This is a genomic window from Occultella glacieicola (genome assembly GCF_004353825.1).
Classification (GTDB): domain Bacteria; phylum Actinomycetota; class Actinomycetes; order Actinomycetales; family Beutenbergiaceae; genus Occultella; species Occultella glacieicola.
Genome location: NZ_SMNA01000003.1, coordinates 384,994 through 404,509, shown reverse-complemented (window position 1 = coordinate 404,509; position 19,516 = coordinate 384,994). Strand labels below are relative to the sequence as shown.

Sequence of the window (19,516 nt, the reverse complement as noted above, 5' to 3'; positions counted from 1 at the left end):
GACCCGGCGCCGACGTGCCTTGACCCTGTGGACAGCCGCCGTCCACGCCGCTGACCTCGCACCTGACGCTGTGAGTTCGCACCCGGTGCCGGTGCGAACTCACAGCGTCAGGTGCGATCTCAGCGGGCTGGGGCGGGGCGCGGTCAGTCGGGGTCGCCGGAGCGGCTCGCGAGGAGCCGGCGGAACGACTCGAGGCGGGCTTCGCCGGCCGGGCCTGCGGCACCGGAGGCCACCCACTCATCCAGCGCGCAGTCCGGGGCGTCGGCGGCGTGCGTGCAGCCGCGCGGGCAGTCCTGCGCCACGGCGGCGAGGTCGGCGAAGGCGTCCACGAACGTGGCCGGGTCCACGTGCCCCAGGCCGAACGAGCGCACGCCGGGGGTGTCGATGATCCACCCGCCGCCGGGCAGTTCCAGGGCGACCGCCGAGGAGGAGGTGTGCCGACCCCGGCCGGTGGTCGTGTTGACCACCCCGGTGGCCCGGTCGGCGTCCGGGACCAGCGCGTTCACCAGGGTCGACTTCCCGACGCCGGAGTGGCCGACCAGCACCGAGATCCGCCCGGTCAGCTGCTCGCGAAGCTCCTCGAGGCCGTGGATCCGCCCGTCCTGACGGTAGGTCGCGACCGCGGGGACGTCCAGGGTCCGGTACAGCTCCGTGAACGGCCCGGGGTCGGCGAGGTCGGCCTTCGTCAGGCAGAGCAGGGCGTCCATGCCGGCGTCGAACGCGGCCACCAGGCAGCGGTCCACCATCCGGGGCCGCGGCTCCGGGTCCGCCAGGGCGGTGACGATGACGAGTTGGTCGGCGTTCGCGACGATGACCCGCTCGATGACGTCGGAGTCGTCCGCGGAGCGGCGCAGCAGCGTGCGCCGTTCGTGCACGCGCACCACCCGGGCCAGGGTGTCCTTCGCGCCGGAGGTGTCGCCGACCACGTCCACCCGGTCGCCCACCACGATCGACGCCCGACCGAGCTCGCGTGCCTTCATCGCGACCACGCGCAGGGCGTCGTCGGTGAGCAGCTGGTAGCGGCCACGGTCCACGGCCAGGACGAGCGCCTGCTCGGCGTCCGAGTGCTCCGGCCGCTGCTTCGTGCGCGGCCGGTTCCCCTTCGGGTTCGGGCGCACCCGGACGTCGGACTCGCTCCAGTCCCTGCGCGCGGCCATGTCCGGACTACGCCCCGCCCGTCGGCCCGAGCATGTCCAGCCACATGGTGGTGAAGTCCGGCAGCGTCTTCGCCGTGGTGGCCACGTCCACGATCCGCACGCCGTCGACGGCGGCCCCCACCACGGCGGCGAACGTCGCCATCCGGTGGTCGTGGTAGGTCTCCACCTCGGCGCCGTGCAGACCACCACCGTGGATGATCAGTCCGTCCGCGGTCTCCTCGGCGGACCCGCCGAGCCGCCGGATCTCGGTGACCAGGGCGGCCAGCCGGTCGGTCTCGTGCCCGCGCAGGTGCGCGATCCCGCGAAGCCGGGACTCGCCGTCGGCCAGGGCGGTCAGGGCAGCGATCGTCGGAGCGAGCTCGCCTGCGGCGCTCAGGTCCACGTCGACCGGTCGCACCGAGCCGGTGCCGGTCACCGTGAGCACCCCGTCGACGAGCGTGGTCGTCGCCCCGAGCCGCTCAAGCAGGCCGGGCAGGAGAGCACCGGGCTGGGTGGTCGAGGCGGGCCAGTTCGGCACCCGTACGCTGCCGCCCACGGCCAGCGCGGCGGCCAGGAACGGGCCCGCGTTGGACAGGTCCGGCTCGATCGTGACGTCACCGCCGGAGATCGGCCCCGGTTCCACGCGCCACTTGCCGGGCGCCGCGTCGTCGACCGTGACCCCACGTTCGCGCAGGGCCGCGATCGTCATGTCGATGTGCGGCTGACTGGGGAGCACCTCGCCCACGTGGTGCAGCGTGAGACCCGCCTCGAACCGGGGCGCGGCCAGCAGCAGCGCGGAGACGAACTGGGAGGAGGACGACGCGTCGATCTCGACCTCCCCGCCGAGGACCCGGCCGGTCCCGTGCACCGTCAGCGGCAGGTACAAGGGCTCGTCGGCCGGGGCGCCGGTCGCGGGATCCTCGCCGGTGACCGAGACCCCGAGGCCGGCCAGCCCGCGCAGCACCGGGCCCATCGGACGGAGCCGGGCCCCGGCATCGCCGTCGAGGCGCACCGGCCCGTCGGCGAGTGCGGCGAGCGGCGGGATGAACCGCATCACGGTTCCGGCCAGGCCGCAGTCGACCTCGGCCGGCCCGCGCAGCGGGCCAGGCACCACGACCAGGGTCGTTCCGCCGTCGGACGCCTCGATGCCGACGCCGAGCGCGCGCAGGGCACCGATCATCAGGTCGGCGTCCCGGGACACCAGAGCTCCGGTGATCCGCGTCGGCTCGCTCGCGAGCGCCGCGAGCGGGAGGGCCCGGTTGGTCAGTGACTTCGAGCCCGGCACCACCACCGTGGCATCGAGCGGTCGCGAGGCGAGCGGGGCGGGCCAGGTGGCGGTGAGGGACGGCACGCGGCCCAGCCTACCGGGGGAGTCAGGACGCGATCTTGGCGCGCAGGTCCGCCGTCGTCGCCTTCACGCCGGACTTCATGGCCTTCACATTCGCCCTGGTGAGGTCCGCCTTCACGTCCGCGAGGTCGCTGCGGTGCTCGCGCCAGTTGCGCCACTGCCAGCCCAGCGACGGCTTGCCGACCCGGTCCTCGGCCGCGATCAGCAGCCCACCGACCAGGGCGAGGTTGCGCAGGAAGTTGCTCGTGTCGGCCCGGCGCTGCTCACCCTTGGCACTCCAGAACGGGTAGCGCACCACCGTGACCGGTACCGTGACCGCCGCGAGCACGGCCGACGCCAGCCGGGGCGCCTTCCCCGTGGCCAGCAGCACCCCGGCCCCGACGGTCACCGCACCGGTGATCCTGGACAGCGTCCTGGCGTCGGTGGGGAGCTGCGGGACCTTCTCCCCGAGGGCCTGGATCGGCTTGTCATAGGGCGCAAGCTTCTCGGCGTGCTTGTCCGCGTTCCGGATGGAGTCCAGGCCGTCCACGATGAACACGGAGGCAAGGAGCGGACGGGCGAGCAGGCGCAGAGGATTCATGGTCCATGACTACCGCAGATGCCCCGCGAGTGCTAGTGGAGGGACCTACTGGAATGACGGACGGCCCGGCGTGGTTGAGGAGCGTGTGAATGCCGAGTTGACCGAGCACCGAGCCACTGCCCCGTGTCCTCGGACGGCCGTGTCGACGCGGCCGTCCCCGAGTGGTCCCGCGGTGGCCCGTCGGGCCGGGCTGCGACGGCCCGTGGGGCGACTAGGCTCGACCCCGATGACAGAGAACACCGACCGGGCGCCCGAGCACGAGGACGACGCCGCCCGGGACCGACGGTTCGAGGACGAGGCGATGCCCTACCTCGACCAGCTCTACGGCGCGGCCCTGCGGATGACCCGCAACCCGGCGGACGCCGAGGATCTGGTCCAGGAGACGTTCGCGAAGGCGTACGCCGCGTTCCACCAGTACCGGCCGGGCACGAATCTGAAGGCCTGGCTGTACCGGATCCTGACGAACACGTTCATCAACACCTACCGCAAGAAGCAGCGCGAACCCCTGCAGTCGGACGCCGACTCCGTCGAGGACTGGCAGATCGCCCGGGCGGCCTCGCACACCTCGACCGGGCTGCGCTCGGCCGAGGCCGAGGCGCTGGACTCCCTCGGCGACTCCGAGATCAAGGACGCGCTCGCCGAGTTGCCGGAGGACTTCCGTCTGGCCGTGTACCTGGCCGACGTGGAGGGCTTCGCGTACAAGGAGATCGCCGAGATCATGGACACGCCGATCGGGACCGTCATGTCACGGCTGCACCGCGGCCGCGCCCAACTGCGCAAGTTGCTCGCCGACCACGCGCGGTCGCTGGGAATGAAGGTGGAGAAGGTATGAGCGAGGACCGCCCGAACACGGGTGAGTGCCGGTGCGAAGAGGCACTGGAGCACCTGTACGAGTACGTGGATTCCGAGTTGCCGGACCTGGATCTGGTCCGGCTGCGGGCCCACATCGAGGAGTGCGTGACCTGCCTGCAGGCGGTCAGCGCCGAGACCGAGCTGCGCGTGGTGCTCAAGCGCTCGTGCGCCGAGGTGGCGCCGGACGCGCTCCGGATGCGGGTGATGACGCAGCTCTCCCTGCTGCGTACCACCACGATCACCACCACGGACTGACCCGCCGCGGGGGGCCGAGGTCGTCGGCGACGCCTCGAACCCGCCGGTTGCCAGGGTCGGTCTCGAGGCCGACGCGACTGACTGGCCGCGACGGGCCATGACGCAGAAAGCGCCGAGGACACCCTCAGGTGTCGCTCGGCGCTCGGGCTACCCGACGCTCAGGCGTTGGGACGCTTGCCGTGGTTGGCGGCGCTGCCCCGACGGGCCTTGCGCTTGCGACCGCGCTTGCTCATGACTGTCTCCTCGATACCGACTGTGACCGACTGCGGCGAATGCCAATGTCCGCCGTCCATGGTCCCACATGCGCACCGGTGCGGCTGACGTACCTCGGGCCCGACGGCGTCAGCTCGCCCGCTGCTCGACGTGCCGAGGGCGGGTGGTCGCCCCATCCGGCCGGGGCGGCTATGGTGGCGCCCGGCCCGTGCTCCAGATCCCGATCTCACGAAGGCGACATGTCACTGTCTCAGGAACCGTCACCACTGCGGGTGGGGGTGGTCGGACTCGGCTTCGCCGGCTCGACGCACCTGGCCGCGTACCAGCAGATCCCCGGCGTGGAGGTGGTCGCGCTCGCCGGGCTCGAGACCGAGCGCCTGCACGAACTCGCGGACAGTCACGGGGTCGAGCACCGGTACGAGCGGTGGGAGGACCTCGTCGCCCGGGACGACCTCGACATCGTGAGCGTGGGCACCCCGACCTACCTGCACGAGCCGGTCACCGTGGCCGCCCTCGCCTCGGGTGCCCACGTGCTCTGCGAGAAGCCCCTCGCCCGCACCGCCGAGGAAGGCAAGCGGATGGTGGAGGCCGCGGTGGCCGCCGGCCGCGTCCTGCACATCGCATTCAACCACCGGCGCCGCGGCGACGTGGACGTGCTCAAGCACCAGATCGACGCGGGCGCGCTCGGTCGGATCTACTACGCGAAGGCCCACTGGCGCCGCCGCAACGGGATCCCCGGGATGGGCAGCTGGTTCACCGACGCCGACATGGCCGGTGGCGGACCGCTGATCGACCTCGGCGTGCACATGCTGGACATGGCCCTGTTCCTGCTCGGCGAGCCGCGGGTGCTCAGCGTCTCCGCGTCCACATTCGCCGAGCTCGGCCCGCGCGGACTCGGTGGCCGGGTGGACGTCGGCAAGACGCAGGTCGCCGACGCGTACGGCGTGGAGGACCTGGCGACGGCGTTCCTGCGGCTGGACGGGGGCGGCACCCTGCTGCTGGAGACCAGCTGGGCCAGCTACCGCCGGCCCGGGGACAACTTCGGCGTGGAGCTGTTCGGCAGCGAGGGCGGCGCCCTCGTCGACGTCGAGAACTACACCCACACCGACACGCTGCGGATCTACACCGACGTGGCGGGCGTACCCGCCGAGGTGCGACCCGCCGTCACCAAGGGGGAGGGACACCTCGCCGTCGTGCGGGAGTTCGTCGACGCGGTCCGCGGCGGCGACTGGTCCGCCCACGTCGGTCGGGACGCCCTCACCCGTGCCCGCATCATCGACGCCTGCTACCGCTCCGCCCTGGAGGGGCGCGAGGTGGCCGTCGAGTCCGACTGACCTCGACGAACCGACCGACCGACCTCGACGGGCCGCCCGCGAGTGGCCCGAGCCGGCTCTGTCCGACCCGACCGACCACCTGAGAACCTGGAGATCCGATGACCCAGCCGATACGTGTCACCGTGTGGGGCGAGAACGTCCACGAGCACCGCGACGACTCCGTGCGAGCGATCTACCCCGACGGCATGCACACCACGATCGCCGAGGGGATCCGTGAGCACCTCGGCGACGGCGTCCGGGTCCGCACCGCCACGCTCGACCAGCCCGAGCACGGACTCACCGCGGACGTGCTCGCGCAGACGGACGTGCTCACCTGGTGGGGGCACGCGGCGCACGAGGCGGTCAGCGACGACGTCGTGGCGCGGGTGCGCGAGCGGGTGCTCGCCGGCATGGGGCTGCTGGTGCTGCACTCGGCCCACTTCTCGAAGATCTTCATCAGTCTGATGGGCTCGACCTGCTCGCTCGGCTGGCGCAACGACGCCGACCGGGAGCTGGTCTGGACCGTCGCCCCGGGGCACCCGATCACGGCCGGGGTGCCGAACCCGATCGACATCCCCGAGCAGGAGATGTACTCGGAGTACTTCGACATCCCGGCCCCCGAGGAACTCGTCTTCATCAGCTCCTTCACCGGCGGCGAGGTGTTCCGCAGCGGGTGCACGTTCCGCCGCGGCAACGGCCGGGTCTTCTACTTCAGCCCCGGGGACCAGGAGTACCCGGTCTACCACCACCCGCACGTGCGCCGGGTGCTGGCGAATGCGGTCGGCTGGGCGGCCCCGGGCCCCGCGGTCGACCCGCCCGAGGTGGCCAACCGGCCGCGCGGCTGGTTCGAGGCCTGAGACGTCCCGATGGTGGCGTGCGGCACGTGTGTCCTAGGGTGAACCGATGCGCTGCGCCTACGCCGCCCGCCAGGACCCCGACGACCCGCTGAGCGGGCTCGAGGTCGGGGACCTCCCCGAGCCCGAGACGCCCGACGGCTGGGTCCGGGTCCAGGTCCGTGCCGCGTCCCTGAACCACCACGACCTATGGAGCCTGCGCGGGGTGGGCCTGCCCGCGGACCGGCTCCCGATGATCCTGGGCACGGACGCCGCTGGCGCCACCGTGGACGGACGGGAGGTCATCGTCCACTCGGTGATCGCCTCGCCCGGCTGGACCGGGGAGGAGACCCTCGACCCGAAGCGGACGCTGCTGTCCGAACTGCACCCGGGCACGCTCGCGGAGCAAGTGCACGTCCCGGCCCGCAACGTCATCGACAAACCCGCCGGCTGGAGCTTCGCGGAGGCCGCGTGCCTGCCGACGGCGTACCTCACCGCCTACCGGATGCTCTACGGCGCCGCTGGGGTCGCCCCGGGCCAGCGGGTGCTCGTCCAGGGCGCCGGGGGCGGTGTCGCGACCGCGGCGATCCTGCTCGCTCGCCTCGGTGGCGCGCACGTCACCGTCACCTCCCGCGACGAGGCCAAGCTCGAGCGAGCCCGTGCGCTCGGCGCCCATGACGCCGTCGCCTCCGGCACCCGGATCGCCCCGGTCGATGCCGTCCTCGAGACGGTCGGGGAGGCCACCTGGGCCCACTCCCTGCGCTCGCTGCGGCCGGGCGGCGTGATCGCCGTTGCCGGCGCCACCAGCGGCCCGGCGCCGTCGGCGGATCTGAACCGGGTGTTCTTCCGCAGCCTGCGGGTGATCGGCACGACGATGGGCACGCTCGCCGAGCTCGCGGCCGTGCGCGATGCGATGGTCGCGGGCGGGCTTCGCCCGGTCATCGACTCGACCCACCGGTTCACCGACGACGACGAGGGCACGACGGCGGTCCGCACCGCGTTCGAGCGGCTCGCCTCGGGCGCGGCGTACGGCAAGGTCGTCCTCACCCGCTGAGACGACCGACCCGTCGGCACGACCACCACACACCACGGCAGCCAGAGAACGCACGAACCGACCACGAGGAGTTCAGCACATGGCAGCAACAAGCCGGATCATCACCGGACCGGACCAGGTCGAGATCGGCGCGGTCGACGCGGTGCCCGAACTGCGCGTCCAGCTGATCAAGGGCTCGGTGGAGGTCACCCGGCGCGACGAGCCCGGGCTGCACATCGACATCGACGAGGTCGACGGCGCACCCCTCGAGGTGGCCACCGACGGCGGTCGGCTCACCATCGGCTACCCCTCGATCGGCTGGGAGGGATGGCTGAAGCGGCTCACGAGCTTCAACGCCGACGACCGGGCCCGGATCCGGGTCGCGGCGGGCCCCGGGGTCGCCGTCACAGCCGCCACGGTCGGCGCTGCCGTCTCCGTGTCGGACGTGGTCGAGGACCTCACGGTCACGACCGCCACCGGGGCCGTCCGCACCGAACGCACCACCGGCTCGGTGACGGTGCGGACCGCGTCCGGACCGATCGTGGTGCGGGAGCACACCGGCCCGGCGAACGTCGTCACCGCGACCGGCACCACGTACGTCGGCGGGGCCGTGCCCCGCCTGTCCGTGACCACGGTCTCCGGCGACGTGGCCGTGTCCCCGACGACGCCGTCGTCCGTGGTCTCGGTGACCGGAGTCGCCGCGGACATCAGCGTGACCCTGCCACTCGAGGTGGGCCTGGACCTGAGCGTGCACAGCGTGAGCGGGGCGGTCACCGTTGACGGGGTGAACCGTCGCGGCGGAAGCGGACCGTCGTCGACATCGGTGTCCGAGCCGCGCGGCGCCGGGACAAGCTTCGTCAAGGTGAGTACCGTCACGGGCAGCGTCGCGGTCGTTCACGAGCAGGCTGACGCACCGGACGCCGACGCGGGACGGATCGATCCGGCGGGCTGACGGCGGGTCGACGATCCGGCAGTAGTCCCATCGAGTGCAAGGGAGCATGACGTGGCAGAGGAACGAGAACAGTTCAAGGGGCGCCGCGCGTTCATCTTCGCGGCCGTCGGGTCCGCGGTCGGGCTGGGAAACATCTGGCGGTTCCCATACGTCGCCTACGAGAACGGCGGCGGCGCCTTCATCATCCCGTACCTGGTGGCGCTGCTCACGGCGGGCATCCCACTGCTGTTCCTGGACTACGCGATCGGTCACAAGTTCCGGGCGTCGTCCCCGCTGGCCTACCGCCGGCTCGGCGGGGCGGCTGAGTCCATCGGCTGGTGGCAGGTGGGGATCTGCTTCGTGATCGCGGTCTACTACGCGGTCGTGATCGCCTGGGCGGTCCGCTATACCGGCTTCTCGATCAACCAGGCCTGGGGGGATGACCCGGGCGGGTTCTTCGGCGGCGACTTCCTGCAGCAGAGCGGGGAGTTCACCCTCGGCGGTTCCTGGGTACCGGCGGTCGGGATCCCGTTGATCATCATCTGGCTGTTCACCCTGGTGGTGCACCGGCTCGGCGTCCAGGGCGGCATCGCCCGGCTGTCGGCCATCTTCATCCCGGTGCTGGTCGTCATCTTCGTGGTCATGGTGATCCAGGGGCTGCGCCAGCCTGGCGCGACACTCGGTCTGGACGCCCTGTTCACGCCGAACTGGGATGCGTTGGCGAACCCAGGCGTGTGGATCGCTGCGTACGGGCAGATCTTCTTCTCGCTGTCGGTGGGCTTCGGGATCATGATCACCTACGCCTCCTACCTCAAGCGCCGGTCAAACCTGACCGGATCCGGCCTGGTGGTGGCGTTCTCCAACTCCGGCTTCGAGATCCTCGCCGGCATCGGGGTCTTCGCCGCGCTCGGGTTCATGGCACAGGCCAGCGGAGTCGGGGTCGCCGACGTGGCCGAGTCCGGGATCGGGCTCGCGTTCATCGCGTTTCCGGCGATCATCTCCACGATGCCCGGTGGCAGCCTGTTCGGGGTGTTGTTCTTCCTCTCGCTGGTTCTCGCCGGCATCACCTCGCTGGTGTCGATCGTGCAGGTGGTCCTCGCGGGCGTGGAGGACAAGCTCGGCTGGAGCCGGACGAAGTCCGTGCTGATCGCCGGTGGCCTGATGGCCGTGGTCTCGGTCGCGCTGTTCCCCACCACCACCGGGCTGAACCTGCTGGACGTGGTGGACAACTTCGCGAACAACTTCGGGATCGTCGGTGCCGCACTCGCGAGTGTGATCGTGATCGGATGGGGGTTGCGCAAGTTCCCCGAACTGGCCGAGCACGTCAACTCGGTGTCCTCGTTCAAGATTGGTCGCACCTGGTTCGTCCTCCTCGGGGTCATCACCCCGCTCGTGCTCGGCTACATGTTCGTCAGCGAGGTGATCACGAGGATCCAGGAGGGCTACGGCGCGATGCCGTCCGGATACGTCGGCGTGTACGGCTGGGGGGTCGCGATCGGTCTGGTCGTGGTTGCCGTGCTGATCAGTTTCATCCCGTGGCGACGCGGGGTGGTCGACGGCGACTCGTTGCTCGTCGAGGGAGGTGAGTCGCGATGAGCGCTCAGGCGATCGTGATGCTGGTGGTGGCACTGCTCCTGGTCTGGGGCGGCCTGGTGGTGGCGCTGCTGCACCTGCGCAAGCACCCCGAGGAGTTCGATGTGGTCGAGGACGGGCAGCAGGAGTACCCGCCCTCCACCTGAGCATCGGGCCCGCGGGCCACGCCACCCGACCCGCGGGTCACCTAGGCGAAACACCGGGATGGCACGCTCTCCGGGCAATGACCTGCGCGGGTTGGCACATCCCGGGCACAGACGAACGACGGGGGAATGGCGATGGCACGACTCGAGGAGATACTCGGGCAGATCGGTTCGGTGGTGTGGGGGCCGTACCTGCTCATCCCGCTGCTGCTCGGCACCGGGCTGTACCTGACGATCAGGCTCGGCGGCATCCAGTTCCGCACCTTGGGGGCGGCCCTGCGGCTCGGGATCCTACGTCGCAAGGACGTCGGCGCCGAAGAAGGGGACATCTCCCAGTTCCAGGCCCTCACGACGGCGTTGGCCGCCACGGTCGGCACCGGCAACATCGTCGGGGTCGCCACCGCGATCGGGATCGGCGGACCGGGCGCGCTGTTCTGGATGTGGGTCACCGGGCTGCTCGGCATGGCCTCGAAGTACTCCGAGGCGTTCCTCGCGGTCCGGTTCCGGACCACCGACTCCGCGGGTGAGAAGTCCGGCGGGCCGCAGTACTACCTGGAACGAGCGATCAGGGGCACGGTGGGCAAGGTCCTGGCGCTGACATTCGCAGTGTTCGCCACGATCGCCTGCTTCGGGATCGGGAACATGACCCAGGGAAACTCGGTCGCCTCGAACCTGGAGAACAGTTTCGGGGTGCCGATCGTGGTGACCGGGATCGCACTCACCTTGCTGACGTTCGTCGTGCTTGTCGGGGGGATCAAGTCCATCGGACGCGTGACCGCCGCCCTGGTGCCGATCATGATCGTGTTCTACGTGCTGGGCGCGCTCTTCATCCTGGCCGCGAACGTGCAGGCGCTGCCCGCCGCGTTCGCGGCGATCTTCACCGACGCGTTCACCGGGACCTCCGCGGTGGGCGGGTTCGCCGGCTCCGCCATCATCATCGCGGTCCAGTACGGCGTCGCCCGCGGCATCTTCTCGAACGAGTCCGGGATGGGTTCGGCGGCGATCGCGGCGGCAGCGGCGAAGACCACCCACCCGGTGCGCCAGGGCCTGGTGTCGATGACGCAGACGTTCATCGACACGATCATCGTGGTCAGTTGCACCGGCCTGGTGATCATCACCACCGGGGTCTGGAGCGAGCAGGACGCCGCCGGTGAGCAGATCTCGGCGGCGATCATGACTGGCGAGGCCTTCACCCACGGTCTGCCGGGGCAGTGGGGCCACTGGATCGTCACCGTCGGACTCGCGTTGTTCGCGTTCTCCACGATCCTGGGCTGGTCCTACTACGGCGAGCGCAACGTGGAGCGACTGTTCGGGCGTCGTGGGGTGATGCCGTTCCGGGTGATCTTCTCGCTCGTGGTGTTCGTCGGCTGCACGGTGGAGCTCGGGGTCGTCTGGAACTTCTCCGACGTGATGAACGGGCTGATGGCACTGCCGAACCTCATCGGGCTGCTCGTCCTGAGCGGGCTGATCGTCCGGGAGACGCGGCACTACCTCAGGAACGACCCGATGCTCGCAGCGTCCAAGGAGGAGGTCGAGGCGTTCATGGCCGATCAGCCCGGCTGGGCCGACTGGAAGGCCGGGGACGTGGTCGGCTCGAGCCATGGGAGCTCGAGGTCCTAGCGGCCCGGCACTCGATCCGGCGGGTCCGAGTGGCGCGCGCATGTGGGCGCACGGGCGGTCTCAGCCCAGCTGCGGGGTGTCCCGGATCTCGATGGGCCCGCCCGGAGCATCCGCCGGCAGCGTCAGCTCGGCGATCACGAGCTCGTTCGCCCCGGCCCGCCACAGCGGTGCCGGGGCGTACAGGGTGCGCTGCGGCCCGGCCGGGTTCCAGTACCGGCCCAGGTTGAAGCCGTTCAGGAACACGTGGCCGTGGTGCCAGCCGGGCAGCGCAATGTAGGCGTCGCGGGCCCGGTCCTGCTCGGTGAGCTCCACGACGGCCCGGTGCAGACCGCCGACCGGCCCGACGGCGGCGGTCGCCGCCGCGGTCCAGTCCAGTTCCGGGAGGGTCGTCAGGTCCAGGCCCGCATGCGTCCAGGAGAACAGGTGCTGGTGGGAGTACCGCACCGCCCGCAGCCCCTTCTCGTCGCGCAGGTGCCGGCCGAAGTTCACCCGGCCGAGTGAGGCGACGGTGATCTCGATCGTGTTCACCGGCCGGTCGAGCGTGATCCGCAGGCCGTCGCGCGCGGGGCCGTAGGCGGCGTCCGCCCGGGTGCGGCCGAGGCGGCCGATCAGCGCACCGTTGACGACCACGCTGGCGAGGTCGGCCAGGCCGTCCAGGTGCAGGTCCGCGGGCGGGATCGGCGTCGTCGTCGCATCCACGGTGGTCAGGTACCGGACCACCCCGTGGTGGATGCCGAGCCGTTCGAACGAGCGGGGGATCGCCCCACGAATCGGTGCGACGCCGTCGAGCACGGCGGCGAGGTCGAGGGTGGCCGTCACCTCGACCGCCCGCGGGGCCAGCCGTGCCGCCGGCGGTGGCGGGGCGGGTGGGGTGCGACCGGTGTGCGCGGCGATCACGTCCCGGAACGCGTCGAACTTCGCCGTGAGCGTGCCGTCCTCGGCGATCGGGGCGTCGTAGTCGTAGGAGGTGATGGTCGGCTGATACTGCGGTTCCGCCGCATCGTCCTCGAGGTCGTGGCAGTTCGCGCCGGCCCAGACCCCGAAGTTCGTGCCGCCGTGCGCCATGTAGAAGTTCACGGACCGGCCGTCCGCGAGCATCCCGGCCAGTTCCTCGGCGGCGCTCGCGGCGTCACGGCGGTGGTGCGGCGTGCCCCAGTGGTCGAACCAGCCGTTCCAGAACTCCATGCACATCCCGGGCTGGTCCGGCCGCACCCGGGCGAGCTCCGCGAAGGCCTCGGCCTGCCGCGAACCGAAGTTCGCCGTCGCGAGCAGGCCCGGCACGGTGCCGCCGGCGAGCATGAGGGGTTCCGGGCCGTCCGAGGTGAACAGCGGCACGTCGATGCCGCGCGCACGCAACCCGTCCACCATCGCGCGCAGGTAGTCGGCGTCATTGCCGTAACTGCCGTACTCGTTCTCCGCCTGCACGGCGATCACCGGGCCACCCCGGGTCAGCTGGCGCTCGGCGATGATCGGGATCAGCACATCGAACCACGCGCCCACGTGGGCCAGGTAGGCCGGGTCCGAGGTCCGCAGAGCACCGGCGGCCGCGTCGTCGGCGAGGAGCCACGACGGGAACCCGCCCAGGTCCCACTCGGCGCAGATGTACGGGCCGGGCCGCACGATGACGTCGAGACCGAGCGCACCGGCGAGGTCGATGAACCCGCCGAGGTCCGCGCCCGCCGTGAAGTCGGGAGCGGTGCCCGCATGCGGGACGTGGAAGTTCCACGCCACGTAGGTCTCGACGGCGTTCGCGCCCATGGCGAGCAGCCGCCGGAGGCGGTCCTCCCACAGCGGATGCGGGATCCGGAAGTAGTGCACCGCGCCGGAGATGATCTGGTGCGGCACACCGTCGCGCAGGAACTGCTGCCCGGAGATCGTGAACGAGTCGGTCACAGGGGTCCTCACTCCTGGGGCAGGCCCAACCACTCGTGCCAGCCGTTGTGGAGCACCAGCCAGGCCAGCAGGCCGTAGCCGGCCTGCTGGGGGTGGGTGCCGTCGCCGGCGGAGATGTCCGCCAGCCACTGCTCATGGGTGCGCAACGGTTCGAAGGTCTCCACGTACGTCACCCGGCGGCGCTGGCAGACGTCCGCGAACGCGCCGGAGAGGTCACCGAGTGCGGACTCGGAGACGTCGGCACGCGGCGGCGGGCCGACCACGAACGTGGGGATCTGCCGGTTGGTGGCGTCGTCGAGGACGTTCGCGAGGTTCAGCCGGCTCCGGGCCAGGGACACCCCGTGCTGCACGTCGGCGGACCCGGGAGCCACCACGAGACGATTCTCGCCGCCGCCGAAGCGCCGGTTGCACTCGGTCTCCCAGCGCCCGGACAGGGACGTGCTGGTCTCCCCGGGCACCGCCAACGGGAAGAAGGCCAACGGGGACTCCGAGGCGGTCCGGGCCGCCACCCGGCCGACCCAGCCCATCCCGCGGGCATCGCCGAGCCCGGCGACGAGTTCGTCGCCGACCACACAGATGCGCGTGCCAACCGCGTCGGTGGACGCGGCGCTCACCGTTGGAAAGCCTCGCTCAGCAGGGTGGCCTGCTCCGCCTGGTGCTTCTTGCCGGTACCGGCGGACGGGGCGGCCATGTTCGGGCGGGACACCACCCGGACCCGGCCCTTCAGCCGCTCCGGGTCGGCCACGTTCGGCAGCGAGTACGCCAGGTTCAGGACCAGGTAGCTCCACGCACCCTGGTTCTTCGGCTCGTCCTGCACCCACACGAACTCGGCGTCCGGGTAGCGGCCGAGCTCGGCCGCGATGGCGTCGTGGTCGAGCGGGTAGAGCTGCTCAAGGCGCACGATCGCGGTCCGGTCGTCCTCCCGCTTGGTGCGCTCAGCGAGCAGGTCGTAGTAGACCCGGCCGCTGCACATGAGCACCCGGTCGACCTTCGAGGCGTCCACGGCGGAGTCGCCGATGACGGTCTGGAAGGTGCCGGAGGTGAAGTCCTCCACCGTGGACGTGGCCGCCCGCAGCCGCAGCAACTGCTTCGGGGTGAACACGATCAGCGGGCGGCGGGGGCGCTGGTACGCCTGACGCCGCAGCAGGTGGAAGTGGTTCGCCGGAGTGGACGGTTCCGCGACGATCATGTTGTCCTCCGCCGCGAGCTGCAGGAACCGCTCCTTGCGGGCCGAGGAGTGGTCCGGTCCCTGACCCTCGTAGCCGTGCGGCAGCAGCAGCACCACGGAGGAGGACTGGTCCCACTTCTGCTGGGCGGAGGAGATGAACTCGTCGATGATCGTCTGGGCGCCGTTGACGAAGTCGCCGAACTGCGCCTCCCACAGGACCAGCGCGTCCGGGCGCTCCACCGAGTAGCCGTACTCGAACCCGAGGGCCGCGTACTCGCTCAGCGCGGAGTCGTACACCCAGAACTTGCCCTGGTCGGCGGCGAGGTACATCAGCGGGGTCCACTCGGCGCCGTTGACCCGGTCGTGCAGTACCGCGTGCCGCTGCACGAACGTGCCGCGGCGCGAGTCCTGCCCGGACAGCCGCACCGGCGTGCCCTCCAGTAGCAGGGAGCCGAATGCGATCAGTTCCCCGAAGGCCCAGTCGATGTCCCCGTCGGTGGACATCTGGTGCCGCTTCTGCAGCATCTGGAGGAGCTTGGGGTGCACGGTGAACCCCTCGGGCGGGCGCACCTGCGCGTCACCGATCCGCTGCAGCATCTGCGCGGGGACGGCGGTCTCCCAACCGACCATGACGCCGGCGTCCTCCAGTTGGGATTCCGGCCGCTCCAGGCCGGCCACCTGACCGGCGTCGGTGGAGGAGCTGCCGGTGGAGCGGGCCTCGGTGAAGACCCGTTCGAGTTCGCCCTTGTAGTGCGAGAGTGCTTCCTCGGCCTCGTCCTCGGTCATGTCACCACGACCGACGAGCGCCTCGGTGTACAGCTTGCGGACGCTGCGCTTCTTCTCGATCAGGGAGTACATCACCGGCTGGGTCATCGACGGGTCGTCGCCCTCGTTGTGACCGCGGCGGCGGTAGCACACCATGTCGATGATGACGTCCTTGTGGAACTCCTGGCGGTAGTCGAACGCCAGCTCGGCCACGTGCGCGACGGCCTCCGGGTCGTCACCGTTCACGTGGAACACCGGGATCTGCAGGCCCTTCGCCACGTCGGTCGCGTACAGCGTGGACCGGGACGAGGAGGCACCGGTGGTGAAGCCCACCTGGTTGTTGATGAGGATGTGCACAGTGCCGCCGGTGCGGTACCCGCGCAGCTGGGACATGTTCAGGGTCTCGATGACCACGCCCTGCCCGGCGAACGCGGCGTCCCCGTGGATCAGGATCGGCAGCACCGAGAACCCGGCCCCGCCGAGGTCGATCCGGTCCTGCTTGGCCCGCACGACGCCCTCGAGCACACCGTTCACGGCCTCGAGGTGGGACGGGTTCGCGGCGAGGTAGACCTTCGTGCTCTCCCCGCTCACCGAGGTGTAGGTGCCCTCGGTGCCGAGGTGGTACTTCACGTCGCCGCTGCCCTGCACGGTGCGCGGGTCCTGGTTCCCCTCGAACTCGGCGAAGATCTGCGCGTAGGACTTGCCGGCGATGTTGGCGAGCACGTTCAGCCGGCCGCGGTGCGGCATCCCGATGCCGACCTCGTCCAGACCCTCCTCGGCGGCACGCTCAAGGATCTTGTCCAACATCGGGATCAGCGACTCGCCACCCTCAAGGCTGAACCGCTTCTGCCCGACGTACTTGGTCTGCAGGAACGTCTCGAACGCCTCGGCGGCGTTCAGCTTGCGCAGGATCTGCTGCTGCGCGATCGGCTCGGGCTTCGCCCAGCCGGACTCCAGGCGCTGCTGCAGCCACTTGCGCTGGGCGGCGTCGTGCAGGTGCATGTACTCCGAACCGATGGTGCGGCAGTAGGAGTTGCGCAGCAGGCCGAGGATGTCGCGCAGGGGCAGTTTCGGCTTGCCGCCGAACCCTCCGGTGGGGAACGTGCGGTCCAGGTCCCAGAGGGTCAGACCGTGGTTCTGCACGTCCAGGTCGGCGTGTCGGCGCTGCCGGTAGGCCAGCGGGTCGGTGTCCGCCATGAAGTGCCCGCGGGAGCGGTAGGCGTGGATCAGTTCGGCGATCCGCGCCGGCTTGCCGAACTCGTCCTCGTCGCTGGTGTCCGTGGTCCACCGGACCGGCTCGTACGGCACCCGCAGCGCCGCGAAGACACGGTCGTAGAAACCGTCCTCGCCGATCAGCTTGGAGTGCACGATCCGCAGGAAGTCACCGGACTGGGCACCCTGGATGATCCGGTGGTCGTAGGTGGAGGTGAGCGTCAGGACCTTCGATACCCCGAGCTTCGAGAGGGTCTCGGTGGAGGCGCCCTGGAACTCGGCGGGGTAGTTCATCGCGCCGACGCCGATGATCGTGCCCTGCCCGGCCATCAGCCGGGGCACCGAGTGCACGGTGCCGATCGTGCCGGGATTCGTCAGCGAGATCGTGGTGCCCGCGAAGTCCTCGACGGTGAGTTTGCCGCCGCGGGCCTTCTTGACCATGTCCTCGTAGGCCGCCCAGAAGTGGGCGAAGTCCATCGTCTCGGCTTCCTTGATGGAGGGCACCAGCAGTTGCCGGGTGCCGTCCGGCTTGGCGAGGTCGATGGCCAGGCCGAAGTTGACGTGCGCGGGACGCACGATGCCGGGCTTGCCGTCGAGGTCGCGGTATCCGGCGTTCATCTCCGGCATGTCACCGAGCGCCTCGACCACGGCGAACCCGATGAGGTGCGTGAACGAGACCTTGCCGCCCCGGCTGCGCTGGAGGTGGTTGTTCAGCACGATCCGGTTGTCGACGAGCAGCTTCGCCGGGATCGAGCGGACGCTGGTCGCGGTCGGCACGTCCAGGCTGGAGACCATGTTGGTGACGGTCCGGGCGGACGCGCCACGGAGCTTCTCGACCTCGTCGTCACCGCCGGCACTGCGGGGTCCGCCGCCGGTGAGGGACTTCGTGTAGGGGGCGGTCGGCGCCTCCGCGGTGACCTCCGGCGCGGCCGGGGGCAGGTCCGCGCGGACCTCGTCGGCCGGCGTGGCCGGCGTAGCCGCCTGTGCGGCACTGCCGACGACCGGGGCCGACGGCGTCGCTGCGGCGGGCGGGCTGCTCGCCTTGGCCTTCGGCTCGGGCGCCGGGGCGGGAGCTGCCGCGCCGGCCGGCTTGGCCGTGGGGGCGCCGTTGCTACCCCCGGTGCCGTTGGTCGCGAGGTCCGCGGGGCGATAGTTCTCGAAGAACTCCCACCAGGTCGGGTCGACTTGCGACTTGTCCTCCCGGTACTGGGCATACAGCTCGTCGATGAGCCATTCGTTGCCGCCGAAGTTCGTGGGAACCGAGACAGGGTCGTGTGGTGCCTGCTGGGACACTCGGGGATCGCCCTCTTCCAAAGAGTAATCGGGTGCGGAATCGTCTCCACAAGCCTAGGTGACGAACACCACTGGAACGCCACGGGGCGGCCCCGCCGCGCCAAAATGTGACGCGTCGGACCCGCGCCCGCGACGGTCGTTCAAAGGGTGGTCAACGGTTCGTCACCGGTGCCGCAGCGGTTGCTGTGGACTACCCCTCGGCGGGGCCGCGCGCGGGCAGGGTCACCCGGAGCATGGCCCCGGTCCCTCCCGGCGGGTCCGCGACCGCGATCGTGCCACCGTGCAGGCTCACCGCCCAGCGGGCGATCGCCAGGCCGAGCCCGGTGCCGCCGGTGGACAGGCCGCCGCGCTGGGCAGGGGCGTTGCCGCGTTCGAATCGCTCGAAGACCTTCTCGCGGTCGGAGACCGGGATGCCCTGACCCTCGTCCAGCACCTCGATGACGACCTCGTCGGTCGTGGCCGAGTAACGCCCCCGCAGGGACACCGTGCCCCCGTGGGGGGAGTGCCGGGAGGCGTTGCCGAGCAGGTTGGAGATGACCTGCCGCAGCCGCTCCTCGTCGGCGGTCAGGTGGAGGTCCGGTGGCACGGTGGACACCGCCCAGCGCAGCTCCCGGCCGGACCCGGCGGCCGCGTGCCGCGCCTGGGTCGCGACGTCGTCGAGGAACTCCTGCACCTCGAAGTCGGTCAGCGCCAGGCTGGCCGCCCCGGCCTCGAGCCGGGACAGGTCGAGCAGGTAGGTGATCAGCCGGGAGAGCCGCTCGATCTGCGTGAGCGCCCCCTCGAGCGCGTCCGGATCGGGTTCCACGACGCCGTCGGCCATGTTCTCCAACTGGGCCCGCAACGCCGCGACCGGCGTCCGCAGCTCGTGCGAGACGTTGGCCACCATCTCCCGGCGTTGGGCGTCCAGGGTGTCCAGGTCCTGGGCCATCGAGTTGAACGCGGCGGCGAGCTCGCCGACCTCGTCCTGGCTGTTGGTATGTACTCGGGTGGTGTAGTCGCCGCGTGCCATCGAGCGCGCCGCGGCGGTCATCTCCCGCAGCGGCCGGGTCATGCCGCGGGCGAGGATCTGGGTGAGGATCAGCGAGGCCCCGAGCGCGAACGGGAAGGTGTTCAGCACCCCGAACCCGAACCGGATACCCGCCCAGGTGACCAGCGTGTACATGGCGACCGTGGCCGCGATGATCACGATCAACTTCATCTTGATCGAGCGCATCGGGTCGAGCGGGCGTAGGTCGCCGGCCAGTCCGAGGAGTCGCCGCCACCAGCTCAGTTCCGTGGAGCGGGCGTGCCGGACGTGTGGGGTGGTCATCGGTGCGGCTTCATCACGGCGGCGCA

Annotated in this window: 17 protein-coding genes; 9 read left to right on the top strand and 8 right to left on the bottom strand. The window is 70.9% G+C overall.

Features of this window, described 5'->3' with window-relative positions; genetic code table 11:
- Positions 1-143: 143 nt before the first annotated feature.
- The 3 genes from rsgA to EXU48_RS07415 are packed head-to-tail and all read right to left on the bottom strand — an operon-like array spanning position 144 to position 3,064.
- Positions 144-1,157 (bottom strand): ribosome small subunit-dependent GTPase A, encoded by a 1,014-nt coding sequence (gene rsgA, locus EXU48_RS07425; protein ID WP_133106989.1) that lies wholly within the window; start codon positions 1,155-1,157, stop codon positions 144-146.
- Between the two features lie 7 nt (positions 1,158-1,164).
- Complete coding sequence (aroA, locus tag EXU48_RS07420) at positions 1,165-2,496, bottom strand: 3-phosphoshikimate 1-carboxyvinyltransferase (protein WP_133106988.1); 1,332 nt, start codon at positions 2,494-2,496, stop codon at positions 1,165-1,167.
- A 13-nt stretch (positions 2,497-2,509) separates the two neighbouring features.
- Complete coding sequence (locus tag EXU48_RS07415; RefSeq protein ID WP_133106987.1) at positions 2,510-3,064, bottom strand: DoxX family membrane protein; 555 nt, start codon at positions 3,062-3,064, stop codon at positions 2,510-2,512.
- A gap of 172 nt (positions 3,065-3,236) precedes the next feature.
- Between EXU48_RS07415 and EXU48_RS07410 the strand changes: the two genes are divergently transcribed.
- Positions 3,237-3,896, top strand: coding sequence for a sigma-70 family RNA polymerase sigma factor (locus EXU48_RS07410; RefSeq protein WP_407938726.1), 660 nt, complete (start codon positions 3,237-3,239; stop codon positions 3,894-3,896).
- On the top strand, positions 3,893-4,171 hold the full coding sequence (gene rsrA / locus EXU48_RS07405) for a mycothiol system anti-sigma-R factor (RefSeq protein ID WP_133106985.1): 279 nt from the start codon (positions 3,893-3,895) through the stop codon (positions 4,169-4,171). The genes EXU48_RS07410 and rsrA overlap by 4 nt, the downstream gene beginning before the upstream one ends.
- A 158-nt stretch (positions 4,172-4,329) precedes the next feature.
- On the opposite strand, the gene EXU48_RS25490 is transcribed toward rsrA, so the two are convergent.
- Positions 4,330-4,404 carry a 50S ribosomal protein bL37 gene (locus EXU48_RS25490; protein ID WP_407938729.1) on the bottom strand — a complete coding sequence of 25 codons (75 nt, stop codon included), beginning with the start codon at positions 4,402-4,404 and terminating at the stop codon, positions 4,330-4,332.
- A gap of 219 nt (positions 4,405-4,623) precedes the next feature.
- Between EXU48_RS25490 and EXU48_RS07400 the strand changes: the two genes are divergently transcribed.
- The 7 genes from EXU48_RS07400 (at position 4,624) to EXU48_RS07370 (ending at position 11,850) form a co-directional block, all read left to right on the top strand.
- Positions 4,624-5,718, top strand: a complete 1,095-nt coding sequence (locus tag EXU48_RS07400; protein ID WP_133106984.1) for a Gfo/Idh/MocA family protein — start codon at positions 4,624-4,626, stop codon at positions 5,716-5,718.
- A gap of 98 nt (positions 5,719-5,816) precedes the next feature.
- Positions 5,817-6,554, top strand: a complete 738-nt coding sequence (locus EXU48_RS07395) for a ThuA domain-containing protein (protein ID WP_133106983.1) — start codon at positions 5,817-5,819, stop codon at positions 6,552-6,554.
- A gap of 46 nt (positions 6,555-6,600) precedes the next feature.
- The gene (locus EXU48_RS07390) at positions 6,601-7,584 is read left to right on the top strand and encodes a zinc-binding dehydrogenase (protein WP_133106982.1); all 984 of its coding nucleotides are present in this window, start codon (positions 6,601-6,603) and stop codon (positions 7,582-7,584) included.
- A gap of 79 nt (positions 7,585-7,663) precedes the next feature.
- Positions 7,664-8,515 carry a DUF4097 family beta strand repeat-containing protein gene (locus EXU48_RS07385; RefSeq protein WP_133106981.1) on the top strand — a complete coding sequence of 284 codons (852 nt, stop codon included), beginning with the start codon at positions 7,664-7,666 and terminating at the stop codon, positions 8,513-8,515.
- A 51-nt stretch (positions 8,516-8,566) separates the two neighbouring features.
- The gene (locus EXU48_RS07380) at positions 8,567-10,090 is read left to right on the top strand and encodes a sodium-dependent transporter (RefSeq protein ID WP_133106980.1); all 1,524 of its coding nucleotides are present in this window, start codon (positions 8,567-8,569) and stop codon (positions 10,088-10,090) included.
- On the top strand, positions 10,087-10,233 hold the full coding sequence (locus EXU48_RS07375; protein WP_133106979.1) for a methionine/alanine import family NSS transporter small subunit: 147 nt from the start codon (positions 10,087-10,089) through the stop codon (positions 10,231-10,233). Before EXU48_RS07380 ends, EXU48_RS07375 begins: the two co-directional genes overlap by 4 nt.
- Positions 10,234-10,365: 132 nt before the next feature.
- A complete protein-coding gene (locus EXU48_RS07370; RefSeq protein ID WP_133106978.1) occupies positions 10,366-11,850 on the top strand; it encodes an alanine/glycine:cation symporter family protein in 1,485 nt (494 codons plus the stop codon).
- Positions 11,851-11,910: 60 nt separating this feature from the next.
- Here EXU48_RS07370 and EXU48_RS07365 read toward each other — a convergent pair whose 3' ends face one another.
- The 4 genes from EXU48_RS07365 to EXU48_RS07350 form a co-directional block, all read right to left on the bottom strand.
- Positions 11,911-13,743, bottom strand: a complete 1,833-nt coding sequence (locus EXU48_RS07365; RefSeq protein ID WP_133106977.1) for a glycoside hydrolase family 35 protein — start codon at positions 13,741-13,743, stop codon at positions 11,911-11,913.
- A gap of 8 nt (positions 13,744-13,751) precedes the next feature.
- Positions 13,752-14,357 carry a GDSL-type esterase/lipase family protein gene (locus EXU48_RS07360; RefSeq protein WP_268958154.1) on the bottom strand — a complete coding sequence of 202 codons (606 nt, stop codon included), beginning with the start codon at positions 14,355-14,357 and terminating at the stop codon, positions 13,752-13,754.
- Positions 14,354-18,181, bottom strand: a complete 3,828-nt coding sequence (locus tag EXU48_RS07355) for a multifunctional oxoglutarate decarboxylase/oxoglutarate dehydrogenase thiamine pyrophosphate-binding subunit/dihydrolipoyllysine-residue succinyltransferase subunit (protein WP_133106976.1) — start codon at positions 18,179-18,181, stop codon at positions 14,354-14,356. Before EXU48_RS07355 ends, EXU48_RS07360 begins: the two co-directional genes overlap by 4 nt.
- Before the next feature lie 190 nt (positions 18,182-18,371).
- A complete protein-coding gene (locus tag EXU48_RS07350) occupies positions 18,372-19,490 on the bottom strand; it encodes a HAMP domain-containing sensor histidine kinase (protein WP_133106975.1) in 1,119 nt (372 codons plus the stop codon).
- Positions 19,491-19,516 lie beyond the last annotated feature (26 nt).

Coding starts and splice junctions, on each gene's coding strand:
- EXU48_RS07385 (WP_133106981.1), top strand. CDS start 7,664: ATGGCAGCAACAAGCCGGATCATCACCGGACCGGACCAGGTCGAGATC.
- rsrA (WP_133106985.1), top strand. CDS start 3,893: ATGAGCGAGGACCGCCCGAACACGGGTGAGTGCCGGTGCGAAGAGGCA.
- EXU48_RS07370 (WP_133106978.1), top strand. CDS start 10,366: ATGGCACGACTCGAGGAGATACTCGGGCAGATCGGTTCGGTGGTGTGG.
- EXU48_RS07415 (WP_133106987.1), bottom strand. CDS start 3,064: ATGAATCCTCTGCGCCTGCTCGCCCGTCCGCTCCTTGCCTCCGTGTTC.
- EXU48_RS07350 (WP_133106975.1), bottom strand. CDS start 19,490: ATGACCACCCCACACGTCCGGCACGCCCGCTCCACGGAACTGAGCTGG.
- EXU48_RS07390 (WP_133106982.1), top strand. CDS start 6,601: ATGCGCTGCGCCTACGCCGCCCGCCAGGACCCCGACGACCCGCTGAGC.
- EXU48_RS07375 (WP_133106979.1), top strand. CDS start 10,087: ATGAGCGCTCAGGCGATCGTGATGCTGGTGGTGGCACTGCTCCTGGTC.
- EXU48_RS07395 (WP_133106983.1), top strand. CDS start 5,817: ATGACCCAGCCGATACGTGTCACCGTGTGGGGCGAGAACGTCCACGAG.
- rsgA (WP_133106989.1), bottom strand. CDS start 1,157: ATGGCCGCGCGCAGGGACTGGAGCGAGTCCGACGTCCGGGTGCGCCCG.
- EXU48_RS07400 (WP_133106984.1), top strand. CDS start 4,624: ATGTCACTGTCTCAGGAACCGTCACCACTGCGGGTGGGGGTGGTCGGA.